The 13,363-nt window shown below is 36.6% G+C and carries 10 protein-coding genes and 1 pseudogene; 3 read left to right on the top strand and 8 right to left on the bottom strand.

The features are described 5' to 3' along the window. The first annotated feature begins 107 nt into the window (after positions 1–107). Entirely contained in the window at positions 108–1,157 is a 1,050-nt protein-coding gene (locus IEW82_RS00205) for an aldose epimerase family protein (protein WP_188687679.1), read from the top strand. Between the two features lie 372 nt (positions 1,158–1,529). Here IEW82_RS00205 and IEW82_RS00200 read toward each other — a convergent pair whose 3' ends face one another. The 6 genes from IEW82_RS00200 to IEW82_RS00175 form a co-directional block, all read right to left on the bottom strand. Beyond that, the gene (locus tag IEW82_RS00200) at positions 1,530–2,579 is read right to left on the bottom strand and encodes an SIS domain-containing protein (protein WP_188687677.1); all 1,050 of its coding nucleotides are present in this window, start codon (positions 2,577–2,579) and stop codon (positions 1,530–1,532) included. Between the two features lie 20 nt (positions 2,580–2,599). Beyond that, entirely contained in the window at positions 2,600–3,409 is an 810-nt protein-coding gene (locus IEW82_RS00195) for a PTS system mannose/fructose/sorbose family transporter subunit IID (protein WP_188687675.1), read from the bottom strand. Next, positions 3,402–4,193 carry a PTS mannose/fructose/sorbose/N-acetylgalactosamine transporter subunit IIC gene (locus IEW82_RS00190; protein WP_188687673.1) on the bottom strand — a complete coding sequence of 264 codons (792 nt, stop codon included), beginning with the start codon at positions 4,191–4,193 and terminating at the stop codon, positions 3,402–3,404. The genes IEW82_RS00195 and IEW82_RS00190 overlap by 8 nt, the downstream gene beginning before the upstream one ends. A gap of 20 nt (positions 4,194–4,213) precedes the next feature. Further along, positions 4,214–4,684, bottom strand: a complete 471-nt coding sequence (locus IEW82_RS00185) for a PTS sugar transporter subunit IIB (protein WP_229672131.1) — start codon at positions 4,682–4,684, stop codon at positions 4,214–4,216. Beyond that, complete coding sequence (locus tag IEW82_RS00180; protein WP_188687670.1) at positions 4,674–5,114, bottom strand: PTS sugar transporter subunit IIA; 441 nt, start codon at positions 5,112–5,114, stop codon at positions 4,674–4,676. The genes IEW82_RS00185 and IEW82_RS00180 overlap by 11 nt, the downstream gene beginning before the upstream one ends. Positions 5,115–5,228: 114 nt before the next feature. After that, positions 5,229–7,982, bottom strand: coding sequence for a sigma 54-interacting transcriptional regulator (locus IEW82_RS00175; RefSeq protein WP_188687668.1), 2,754 nt, complete (start codon positions 7,980–7,982; stop codon positions 5,229–5,231). 504 nt (positions 7,983–8,486) lie between these two features. Here IEW82_RS00175 and IEW82_RS00170 point away from each other — a divergent pair. Next, positions 8,487–9,869, top strand: a complete 1,383-nt coding sequence (locus IEW82_RS00170; RefSeq protein ID WP_188687666.1) for a L,D-transpeptidase family protein — start codon at positions 8,487–8,489, stop codon at positions 9,867–9,869. Between the two features lie 187 nt (positions 9,870–10,056). On the opposite strand, the gene IEW82_RS00165 is transcribed toward IEW82_RS00170, so the two are convergent. Then, positions 10,057–11,145, bottom strand: coding sequence for a GntR family transcriptional regulator (locus IEW82_RS00165; RefSeq protein WP_188687664.1), 1,089 nt, complete (start codon positions 11,143–11,145; stop codon positions 10,057–10,059). A gap of 516 nt (positions 11,146–11,661) precedes the next feature. Here IEW82_RS00165 and IEW82_RS00160 point away from each other — a divergent pair. Further along, positions 11,662–12,224: pseudogene (locus IEW82_RS00160) on the top strand (alpha-L-arabinofuranosidase C-terminal domain-containing protein); the annotation flags it as partial. 100 nt (positions 12,225–12,324) lie between these two features. Here the strand turns inward: IEW82_RS00160 and IEW82_RS00155 are convergent. Then, the gene (locus tag IEW82_RS00155; RefSeq protein WP_188687662.1) at positions 12,325–13,191 is read right to left on the bottom strand and encodes a helix-turn-helix domain-containing protein; all 867 of its coding nucleotides are present in this window, start codon (positions 13,189–13,191) and stop codon (positions 12,325–12,327) included. Between the last annotated feature and the right edge of the window lie 172 nt (positions 13,192–13,363).

Raw genomic sequence — 13,363 nt, 5'->3', positions numbered from 1 at the left:
TTCTCCTAATACTTCATTGATTCAGTAAAGCTGGGTTTTGAAACCCATTGCATAAACGTTTATACTAGAACTATATTAATTAAATTTATTAAGTGGGTGACGCGTATATGAAGGTATTACAAGAAGAATTTGGGCAAGTCGATGGTAAGCAAGTCTATCAATATACTTTGGTGAATGAACAAGGCATGCGCCTTTCGTGTTTGGACTATGGTTGTATTATCACTGAATTATTTGCACCTGACCGTGAGGGGAATTTTGAAAACGTTGTCCTTGGTTTTGATTCTATTGAAGACTATCTAACCCATTCACCCTATTTTGGTGCTATTGTTGGGAGAGTGGCGGGAAGAATTGCTGAGTCAGAGTTCGAACTAAATGGGAGACGGTTTGCTTTACCAAAAAATGAAGGTCAAAACCATCTTCACGGAGGGCCGAGAGGGTTTAGTCATGTCATCTGGGATGCGGCTATCATTGAAGGAGAAAATGAATCGGGAATTCAGTTTTCTTACGTTAGCCCAGATGGAGAAGAAGGCTATCCCGGCACTTTGCAGGTTAAAGTAACCTATACTTTGAACCAAGCTAATCAGCTTAAGATCCGTTATCATGCAACCACAGATCAGACAACATTAGTCAATTTAACAAACCATAGCTACTTTAATCTGAGTGGCGATCTTAAACGGAATGTTTTAGAGCATACATTAACCATGGACAGTAAGCAATTTTTTGAATTAGATGAAGCCTTGCTGCCGACAGGTAAACTATTAAATGTGGAAGGCACTCCCTTTGACTTTCGATCAGGTCGAAAAATTGCCGATGGTATAACCTCTAGCCATCCTCAGAACGTCTTAGTAGGTCAAGGATATGATCATCCCTTTCTTTTAAATAAGCAGCAATCTCAAGAGATGGTTTTATCAGATCCTGAAAGTGGACGCCAGCTTATCGTAGCGACGGAAGAACCAAGTGTCGTGCTTTATACGAGTAATACAATGGAGGATACCTTTAAGATTCGCGGGACTCAGTCTGGAAAGTACATGGGCGTTTGCTTAGAAACGCAAGGGCCACCAGATGCCATCCATCACCCCAATTTTAAGCAGTGTACATTAGAAGCAGGACAGGTGTATCAGACAGAAACCACATATACTTTTAATGGAGTTAAATAATATTAAGCAGTGTATAAACCTTATAGGTGGAATATTACAAAAGATTGTTAGTAAGTTTACTTATGATTTGCCTATGTTAAATCACTGCTATAATTCATCCAAATATTAAAGGATATAATGGGGGGAAACTGCTCACCTGGTTCTAACAAATGTTTTAGACTCTCTACTTGTTTTTGGTGTTGTGAGATCTTGATGCGCGTTTTGCAGCAGGTGCTTCGCAGTCTCCCCCTTATCGTTTAAGTGTGTAATTAAAAATTCCTCAGCATTCTTTGTGCCCCCTACTGGAGGAAGGGATTTTACAGCGCGCAGCTGGGGAGCATGCCATTCAGTTTATGATTGAGGTAGGTTTTCAATATAATTATAATTGATTGATTAAATCTTCTTACTTGCCAGCTTTTGATGGAAGCTTGTGTCTTTAGGTGTTCCAGGATCAATGCCATTTAATGGTGGAACTAATGCACAAATGAGTTGAATCGGAAGTATATATTCATAGGTTCTATAGAAAGGATGATTTAAAAAATCAGCTTTTAAATTTTGTGGTTTGTCAGCTGTATTCTTTCCTATAATATAAATATTCTTGGTCCATTCAGATAAGACGGTAACTAATGTTTTGACACGGGCTTCTTCACCAGTATCTAAAATGATGATTGTCGAATCTTCTTTTATTGCATTATAGATCCCATGAACAAATTCCTCAAATTCATACCCTGTAACTGGAATGCGCATGGTTTCTAATAATTTTAAAGCGGATTCTAGCGTATCTCCATAGATATCCTTTGTCCCAATGACACGGATATCTTTTGCTGAAGCAAATTCTGTCTTATTAGTAGAGACCCAGTTTATAGATTGTTCGTATATGAATGGAAAATGATTGATATATTTTTCAATTGCCTTTACTTCTTCTAGATATTCATTCAATGAGAGTTTACCGGATTCCCTTGCAAGCTGCAGAGTAAATAAGGTTAAATTCAATTTGGTTGCATAGAAGCCTTTTGTCTTAGCGCCCACCTTTTCTTCTCCACAATTGACCGTGAGTACATAATCGGATATTTCATCAATTAATGCATTCTCTGTTCCAGCCATTGAAGCAATTCTACATCCGGCTTCTTTTGCTATTTTCATAGCTTTATAAGTTGAATAACTGCTTCCACCTTGAGAGATTCCAATCAATAATATATCTGAAGAATCTGCGGGAAATGTCTCTTGATCAATTTGAAATGGATATAATATAGTGACTTCAATGTCTAAAAAATGTTGCATCAATTTTAACGATTGTATACCAGAATGGTAGCTTGTTCCGGAGCCTGTTACGATAATTTTAGAAAACTTCTGTTGTCGAACCTCTGAAAACAATTCATCAGCACCTTGAAGGATTTCTTTCATTTTTTTTGGTGTCTCTTTCACATAATCTTCAATTTTCATTTATCGTTCCACGCTTTCTTTTATAAGATTTTAACAACATGTAATAATATTCCTGCTGCAATTAGGAGAAGTGTTAACTTTGTAATACTCATTTTCTTTTTAATTAGAAAATAGATTATAAAAGTTAATGCAAGTGGTAGCATGTTTGGAAGAATTTTATCGAGTATATCCTGGATGACCACTTTTGCACCATTAACTTCAAATTTCAATGGCGTTGTGACGGTTAACATTGTTGCAATCATTCCTCCGACAACAACTAGACCTATTGTTGTTGTAATGGACATAATTCTATCCATCAAGCCTTGCTTTTGGATTCTTATCAATGAGCTAATTCCAAGGCGATAACCGAACTTCAATCCGAATATCCTTAATAGAAAATGCGGAAGGTTATAGAGGAAAAGAAATAGTATTGGGCCAAGAAAATTTCCTTGCTTGGCAAAGGAAATACCAATACCAGCGGCAATGACCCGAAATGTGCCCCAAAATAGTGAATCACCTATTCCGGCAAGCGGTCCCATTAATGAGGCCTTTACTGCATTAATAGAATGCTCATCAAAGTCAGGGTCATTAGCATTCTGTTCTTCCATAGCTGCTGAAATTCCCATTATTGCTGGTGCAACAGCGGGAGTTGTATTAAAAAGCTCTAAATGCCTTTGTAATGCTTTGACTTGATCATCATGATCTTTATATAATTTTTTTATTACAGGAATCATGGCATAGACATATCCAACATTTTGCATTCTTTCGTAATTGAAAGCCCCTTGAAGAGCAAAGGATCTCCAAAAAACCTTGCGAAGCTCTTTATTAGTTAGTGAGGTTGCACTACTCAAAATCAATCTCTCCTTCAGTTAAGTTATCTGTTACCTGTTCAAAAGCTGGGGTGTGATCATCGCGATTTAAAATAACATATATAATGATGGCTAGACATGTACCGAATAGTGCTATCGCTGTGATATCTAGTTTTAGATATGAAGCAGCAAGAAAACCAAGGAAGAAGTATACAGCCATTTTTTTGGTAAATAACATGTCTAGTAATAATGCAAAGCCAATAGCCGGTAATAAATTCCCTGCAACAGTTAAGCCATCTAATATTGTCTTAGGAATCGCGTTAATAAGTGCAGAAACTTCGTTTGCACCAACTAAAATGGCTAGAAAAGTTGGGATGAAGACACTTAGGAAAAATAAGATGGGAGGAATCCACATCATCAATGTTACCCCTCGAAAGTTTGCGGTCTTTGCATATTGATCAGCCCTGTGTAAAAAGTAACTATTAATGACTCTGACTAAAACACCTAATGATTGTGCTAAAACAGCAATAGGGACTGCGAGAGCTAGCGCAACAGCTACACCGTGTCCGGAGAGGATGGCAAAGGCTGTGCCAAGAACGCCACCTGTTACTACATCTGGAGGGGTTGAGGCCCCAATTCCTGCGATGCCCATCCAAATCAATTCCAATTGTGCACCAATGATAATTCCACTTTTTACATCCCCAAGAACTAAACCCACTAACATTCCAATGACAAGAGGCCGTTCGAGTAATACGACACCAAAGATACGTTCATCAAGAATGGCAATACCTGCTACAATTCCAAGCAGTATGGCATTGATTAACATTCACTTTATCCTCCTTCATCTTACTTTTTTAGTAATTCACTTAGGCTTTTCTTCTTATCACGTGGCAACAATCTGAACTCCAATTCTACCCCCATTTCTTCTAGTTTCTTAAGGTTATCAAGATCATGATCATCTACAGCTACTAAATCTGTCAGTTTACGCTTTCCTTCTTCGTAGCGTAATCCCCCAACATTAATGAACTTGATTGTTCCCCCTGATTCTTGTGCTAGCGCTAGGGCATCATTTGTATTTTTCACCAAAACTAGTACCTTGCTTTTTTTGGCTTCGGCAAATTTCTTTATAATTTCACCGGATTCCTCAACTCCTCGAATATAAAGTTTGACATTGTTTGGTTTTGCTAAATTTAGTGACATTGCTTTCATTTGATCATTTTTTGCTTCATCGTTAACAATAAAAATAACATTGGCATCGAGGGCCGGAGTCCAACCATAGGCAACTTGCCCATGAAGTAAACGATCATCAATTCTCACTAGTGATATCATCCTGTACACTTCCTTTCTGTGATTCAATGATTTCATTTATATGAATAATCCCATTTTTAGCTGCTTCGAAGCCTTGGGAAATTGTATCGGCAATACTTGCTTCTTCTCCAGCTAATAACATGGTGAGGACCATAGGTAAATTGACTCCTGTAAGTAAATCGAAATTTTTTAATTCCATAAATAGTTCTGAACAAATGTTGCAAACACTACCTCCAAACATATCGGTCAAAACGATAAAATGATCATTTTCTTCTTTATCTGTTAGAATTTCCTTCAATTCCTTTTTTGCTGTAGCGCTTGATTTTAATTTAGTCATCTGAAAGTAGCTGACATTTGGCATATCGCCAATAATCATAGATACAGTATTGATGAGGGCCTTAGATAAATCTCCATGAGTAGCAAATAAAAAGCGTTTCATTTGGTTTTCCTTCCTTCTTAAGAACTAGTCACTTATATACATGCAAAAAGCATGCCAACCTAGTGACATGCTTTTTGCGATAGAAGGATAAAATTGTAGAACCCTTGATATGACTTAATATCCAAAGATAATGTTATAGATATAGCCAATCTCAGGTATATTTAATTGCACACAATAATTGCTTTCAAGCACACTAAATGCATTTTTGATCATGGTTATTTCCTTAGTGTGCGCTTGCTCAAATTGTAATTGATTAGGGTATTCCTCAATAGGACTTAATCGAATTAAACGTTCCACCATACAACTTACATGTACAAATAAAGAAATTTTTTTGTCATTTGAAATTTTCTTACCTAATTTTTTTTCTAATTGTACGATCCCTTTTTCTACACTTTTAATAAGCTTATCTGTATCGAGAATAGTGAGGGAATCAATAACTCTATTAAGTGAAAAATTAATGATAATTTTATCATTAACACGCCGAATGGTTTCGGCATCTGCTACTTTTTCAAAAATACGAAAGACGTCTCTTTCTCCTTTTCCAGATATAATGTCTTCTAAGGGGATAAAATTAATCTCAGGTATATTGGGATTTTCAGTACCTACAATTGCCAGCACATCATATAGTTGAAATGGAGCTTCTTGAATCCCATTATGTTTCAAGCGCTCAAAGTCATGAGATATAATTTTTATAGCAATATCATCTTTAATGCTCTCAGTAAGTAAATCCTCGATTTGTGTTGCTGTGCCAATTCCGGTAAAACAGGATGTAATAATTGCAAATTCCTTCTTTTTCTTGGGGTAAAATAAATTGATTTTAGGTTTATCAACCTGCTTCATTTTTATCGCTATGTCATTGATTGTAAAGCCATTCATGATATATTGGCCTGCTTCTAATGCGGTCATTGTTGTAACCTGATCAATAAATAAGAGAGGTCCATCAATATGCTCTTGAATGTGATCGTGAATTAAGTTAAGGGACCCCATGTCAATAAATATTAAAAGACCATTCACTGTTTCGTTAAGTTCTAAATAATGCTGCAATTTTTCAATAATGTCTGTTGAGGTTGCTTCAATTTCCATATCCATTGAATCATAAATATTTGATCTGAGGATTCTGTTACATACATTAGCAATACTACTTGCAGTTGCATAACCGTGAGCGATGATCATTGCTTTTGCTCTGTTCTGATGATGAGGCATTTCGGTTGTTGATAAAAATAAGGTTATCAGTAGTGTATCGAAGTCATCCAGTTTTATGTCCAACCCGTTTTCAATAAAGGGTTTCAGTTTTAATACATATAAGTATTCTCTCTTTAATTTATGTTCGTAATAATGGCACATGGCATGAAATAATGTTTCCTCCTGCTCACTTAAGTGAAGGACTACAGGCTTAAAAAAAAGATAGGAAGCGACTGCGTATAAAAAATTCCCATCATATTTCATATTATAATTTGTTTCTAGATATCTGAAGGTTTTTTGCAGGGAGTTTATTGTAATTTCCATCATGATATTCATGTTATTATTGGGCCTTTTGAAAATTAAGTGATCCATTAAGACAGTTATTTCTTCTATGATTTTTTGATGGCTTACGTCCTCTTGCCAGGTTTGATCATCTGCATTTTTAAAATAATTTAGACAATTAAAGAAACTGTTCCTTATTCTACCTTTTTGTCTCTCATTATTTTTGCTGGCAACCGTTTTACTATCTGGTTGAAATACATAGGCGCCTTCATGAGGTATATAATTATCAAATAAGTGAGGAGACTTCTTAAATATTTCTTTTGGAAGATCGTTAATAGTTACTTTAATTATATCTGTGTCTTGAGTTTTATTGGCATAGGCGCATCCACAGGTGTATTTAATAATATTTTTGCATTCACCAATATTTCCAATATATTCATGGTGATTTAATACTTCGATAGTTTTATTACTTACCTCGATAGGTAGCTGAAATAGTTTGCTTTCTTCCATAAAAAAGTATTGAATGAATTGATTTTTTTCTTGTGTTCCTCTTTCTTCTAAGCTTGGGATAGTTACTTTTATGGGGATTCTTCGTAAAAAGGTGTCTAAAAAGCAAGATAGGCTTTCAGTGGTTGCAAAAATTAATCTTACCCTCGCTTTTCTTAGCGTGTCATTTTCGCCAAGTCTAGAAAATGTACCTTGATCCATAAACGTAAAAAGCTTCTCTTGTCCTTCACGACTTAAGCAGTGAACTTCGTCTAAAAAGAGAACACCTTGATCAGCCCGTTCTAATAGCCCAGATTTATCTTTATCCGCTCCAGTATAGGCTCCTTTTGCATGACCAAATAGATGGCTCGACAATAATTCTGGATTATTAGCATATTGTGCACAATTAAAAATATGAAAGGGGGCATCTCGCAAAATTAAATTTTGGTTTTTAATGTACTTATACATAAGTTGAGCTAAATGGGTTTTACCGACACCCGTTGGTCCAATTAACATTATTGGTAGGCCGTTTTCTGGATAAAAAATAGCCGTTTTCATTTGTTCAATAACTTCTTTTAAACTCTTATCATGTCCAATTATTTCTTGAAATACTGTTTTGGTTTGATGTCTGGTTAAGCTATTTTTGAGTTCTTCAATATTTTTATACTCATTTTCTTGTATCATACCAAAGTTATTTTCAATGGTACTTTTATGTAAAAAATAAACGGGCCTAGTGTTGATTTTTATAAGTAAACCTTCTTTAACAGCATCATTTAGAATGCGACTGATTGATGTTCGTTCCATTGAAAAATGATGGGCAATAACATTTGTCTGAAGTTGGCTAAGATCATACTCATCATGAAATAGAAAGGCTTGGGTAGCTTCTTTAATATAATCTATGATTAATTCTTTTTTCATAAGAATCCCTCCAGTGATTCATCACGTTCTTATCTCAATTCTGAACAATAAAGAATTATATTTTTCACCTATTTAAAGAGTACGATCCATTAATCGACAAATTTTTTATAATGGTGATATAATATCATAATTTTTCTGATTTTTCTAAGGAATCTTATGTCAAATGATAGAGTGGAAGGTTAATAAATGTTAGGGGTCTCTCAATATCTGGTGGATTGAAAAAGATAAATCCTGTAAATCGAATGTCGTAAACAAGGTAAAGGTAAGAGTTGGCGCTTTTGATATAAAAAAGGGACAGGAGACCCTTGCGCGTTCGGTGCTACTCCTGTACTTTTTTATGTTGTGGAGCAAGCGTCTAGCCTCCATTTTCTTTATTTCTTTCTCGAGCATTCAATACCGTCCCTAGACAAGTTGATGTCATTTTTGCCTATTGATATGAATAGAACAGTTTAATGGGTGGAAAAGAAAAGTATTGAATCTATTATTATTTTGGAGGTTAGGGTCATGCACAGATGGGGAGTGATTGTGCCAAGCAGTCTCATTTTCTTAATGGCACTTTTATTGGGATGTCTTTATTATCATCAGGCTACGCACTTCAATCGCCATATTAAAATAAATCATATAGATGTTGGTGGATTAACAGCTGAACAGGCAATAGACAAGTTGAAAGGGGCAGTTTCAAAACATGTCATTTATGTTGGACAAACGAGACTGATGGATGGAAAGGATACGAGTATGGGCTTTACAGAAAAAGATAGAAATAATATTAAAACGTTATTGCGTCAACAACGTACGATATTCCCATCTGCAAAAGAGAAAAATTATGTGTTAAGGCCAGAGGCAATGGGGGGAAGACAAGTGGATGCAATCAAAACGAGACTAAAAGAAAAGCTCTTGAAAATAAATAAGGACTTAGCGGCTCCTCAAAATGCTTCTGTACGTTTAAAAAATGGGAAGATCATCGTTTTAAAAGGAAAGAAGGGAACACGTTACGATGTTTCAAGTCTATTAAAGGCTTATCAGAAACAGGCCTTTAATAGTGAAATTCACTTGGCATCCATTCATCAGCAACAGACTAAGGCGGATAGTGCTGTTCTACAACAAGAAAAGAAAAAGCTGCAGGACTTGGTTCAACAAACGGTAAATTACAAGCTACAGAATAAAACATATGCCTTCAGGGGCAGTGAAGTGATCAAAAATGTCACCTTAACCAAAGATATGAAGTACAACATAGATCAGAGCATGATTGAGGAAAAGCTGGATAAATTGAATCAGTCTCTGTCGACACTTCATAAAAATTATACGTTTAAGACGCATTCTGGTCAGGTGATTTCAGTAAAAGGCCAATCCTATGGGTGGGCGATTGATTGCGCTGCTGAAGCGAAAAGAATTAAGGAAGCCTTTATAAAAGGAGAGGATACCATTCCCGCCTATAATATCTATGGAGAGGGATGGAATGTGAATGGCGTCGGTTATCATAATCCCACAAATCATGGGATAGGTGATACCTATGTGGAGGTGTCAATTAAGGCTCAGCGAATATGGGTTTATAGACAAGGACAATTAGCAGTGACAACACCTGTTGTAACAGGGACCCATGCTTACAATGAAGATACGCCAAAAGGGGTTTGGTATATTGAGTATAAGGCATCCCCCTCCGTTCTTAAAGGGAGCGAAGTTGGTAATCCGAATTATTCAATTAAAGTTCAGTATTGGGCACCCTTTACGCAAAGTGGCAGTGGCTTTCACGATGCAAGCTGGAGGACCAATTGGTCAAGTCATGCCTACATCAATAATGGATCAGGGGGATGTGTAAATACTCCTCCAAGTATTATGAAAAAAGTTTATGACAATCTTACGCAATATGAACCAGTTGTGGTGTATTAAGTAAAAGTTGCCGAGAAGACAAAGGGATAATGCCTTCTCGGCAATTACTTTTTATAGAACGAATAATAGACTGTCTTAAAAGAGCGGCTTTTTAAGGTTTTGAGGGTAAAGAATCAGGCATTTACTCTATACGGTGTTTCGCCTTAAAACATTCATCCCCATTTGTTTACCGCTGATTTTGACTTTCTTAGACCCGCTTTGTCGAACGACGTATTACTAACTTTGGCTCAAAAACGATGGACTCTACGTTCTTTGTGCGCTTTTCAATAAGCTTTATGATCGTTTCGGCAGCGGCCCGACCAAGCTCAGTTTTTGGATGTTCAACACTTGTTAATTTGATTTCTGAGGCCTCGGCAAGATGAGAATCATCATACCCGACAATTGAGAGATCGTCAGGAACTGATAATGAAAGCTCGCGAATAACATGAAGAATGCTTAAGGCAATTTCATCATTATAACAGACGATGGCTTCGGGACGGTTATGCTTATCCTTAGTCAGCAATGCACGGACCGTATCTTGGAGTCTGTTGCCTTTATCCTCAGTATTGAAGGAAATGACCATGTCAGGATAAGGAAGCAATTGATGTTCACGATGGGCGCGGATAAAGCCCTTCATCCGTTCAATGCCTTGCAAGTCATCGGTTTTAAAAAGCCCCATGATCCGTCTGTGACCAAGTGTGATTAAGTGTTCTGTGGCGATATACCCCCCTTTTTCATCATCAACCGTGATGCTGGGAGCAGCGAGCTCAGAGTATGAGGCATTGATCATCACATAGGGAATTTGGCTGCGTTCTAAATTTAAATAATAATTAAGATTCGGGTTATGATAAGTGCTCTTAGTAGGTTCGACGATCAGGCCGTTAATATTTTTAGTTAAGACGTTTTGTAACCCCTTTTTTTCTAATTCAACATTATTATTCGTACTTGTGAGAAGAAGGCTATAATCCTTTTCAGATGTATAAGACTCAATCCCTCTGATAATAGAAGGAAAGATGTAATCTGAAATATATGTTGTGATAATACCAATGGTTTGAGAATATATATGTTTTTGATCAACAGTGGATTGACGGTCCTTGCAGTAGGTGCCGCCTCCTTGGATTCGATATAACCAATCTTCATGGACGAGTTCACCAATCGCTTGACGTACAGTATGACGACTCACATTAAATTGTTCCATTAATTCACTTTCTGATCCTATTTTCTCTCCAGGTATAATTTTACCTTCTAAAATCCATTCTTTAATGGCCTCTTTCACTTGGATATACTTGGCTACCATGGCGTTGTTCCTCCTAGAAAACTTATACGTACAAATATAGTACCATATTTAAAAAAAAGAATTGGGGGTTATGAGAAAAACAAATTAAATTATATATTTTTCTAAATAAATTGACTTTAATTTTTGATGGCTTTAGAATGTACGCATCCTTTTTGAAAGCGCTATCTTGATTATTTGTGCGTATCATTTTGCTTGTGAGACGATGCTCAAACACTATAGAACTGTATGTATTCTGTGTGTTCAATGCATCAAACTTATAACAAGGAGAGGTGATGGCGGTGACTGCTTTAAAAGCTAAAATGATTCTGGATAAAGCTTATACTTCTCGGAAGTGGATGATCGCATCTAGGGTTCTTTTCTTGAGCATTTAGGCAGAGCGGTTTATGGTGGGATTTATGAGCCAGATCACCCTACAGCTGATGAGCAAGGGTTTCGTAGGGATGTCATGGACATGGTGAAAGCATTAAGGGTGCCACTTGTTCGCTATCCAGGTGGAAACTTTGTAACGGGCTACAACCGCCATTGCTCGAGGATATTTATAATTTGGAGGATGCCCTTGTTGTTGGAACGCTGCTTATTAAGCTGCTGAAACATGCTGATCGTGTTAAGATCGCTTGCCTTGCCCAGCTTGTTAATGTCATTGCTCCCATTATGACCCAAAAGGGTGGAGAAGCTTGGAAACAAACCATCTATTATCCTTATCTGCATGCCTCTCTCTATGGACGTGGAACGTTTTAAACCCAGTGATTACCTCGCCGGTTTATGACACTAAGGCTTTTACCGATGTGCCTTATTTGGAGTCGATCACTGTGTATAAGGAAGAGGAAGAAGCACTGACGATCTTTGCAGTAAACCGAAGCAGTGAGGACGCTCTCATTCTAGAAACAGATGTGAGATGTTTTGAGGGCTATAAAGTGATCGAACATATTATTTTAGAAAATCAAAATGTGAAGGCGACAAACCATGAAAATCATAATCATGTCACGCCACATCACAACGGTCAATCAGTTATAGAATCAGGGTATCTAAGAGCAGCACTGCCAAAATTATCGTGGAATGTGATCCGTTTAGGAAAATAGTTTGACAGAAGGGGATGGAGGGAGAGACTCTCTGCCCTTTTTTAAAGGATCAGAAAGTATAAAATTTCTGATCCTGAGGGGTATGGCCTGTGTTAATATCTTATGAATTGAATGGGCAGGTTTGTTTTCTAATACACGTAGGGGTTGCATTTTTTATTTTTTTAAAGACCCGCCCAAAGTAGTTAATATCGGAAAAACCAACTTTTTCTGCGATTTCAGTAATGGAATCATTTGTCTCAATAAGCATCCTTTCCGCTTCATTAATTCTTAATAGATGCACGTACTCGATGAAGGTTTTTCCAGTAACTTGTTTGAAAACGCGACAAAAGTGATTGGGACTTAAGTTTACCATGTGAGCTGCTTCATTTAAACTAAAGCTTCTGTTGTAATGTTGGCGCAGGGCTTGGAAAAGGTGTGAAAAATCATATTTTTTTTTTGAATCTAAGGTGGTGGATTGGTTTAAAAATACTAATGTATAGCGAAAAAATAATCCAAAAATGCGAAGGAGTTCAGCTTTGATAAGCAGTTCATAACCGGGATTTTTATTTTCAAATTCATTAATCAATCTTAAGAAGGACGCATTGATTTCCTGGATATAAGGATCGTCCTTTTTCATTGTTCTGGGCCACTTCATCCGCTTATCCAAATAAGGCAAAAAATAATGGTGATCAATAAAATCTAAGCCATTCCCTCTGACAAGAGATTCATTAAAAACGATACATATCAGTTCTAGGTCTTGCTCTAAGGTTGTGGTACTATGCAGTTGTTTAGAGTTGATAAATGCCAGTTCCCCCTTATTAAGGTCTACGAAAGTCTCATCAATTTGTATCCTACATTTTCCTTCTTTTATAAAAACCCATTCAATGTGATCATGCCAATGTAAGTAAATATCATGTGTGAAAAATACATTAATTGGAAAGGTTTTATCTGGGATGTCAGTTTGCTCTTTTAATAGCTTGATATTCACTATATCTCACTCCCAGAAATTCGGACTTTTTTAGCAGAATAACAGGAGAAAATAAGATTGTCAACGCTTTCTTTTTGTATAAATGATAAAATTATCCGACTATTAAGCAATTTTGTTTATAGTTTGCCATGATCTGTTTATATAAAATTAAATAATAGATAGAGAGGAGTGG

Origin of the sequence: Pullulanibacillus camelliae, from assembly GCF_014642655.1 — a bacterium.
GTDB classification, from domain to species: Bacteria; Bacillota; Bacilli; order Bacillales; family Sporolactobacillaceae; genus Pullulanibacillus; species Pullulanibacillus camelliae.
Note: the sequence above shows the minus strand (reverse complement) of the source record. Positions and strands in the feature narration are given on the sequence as shown.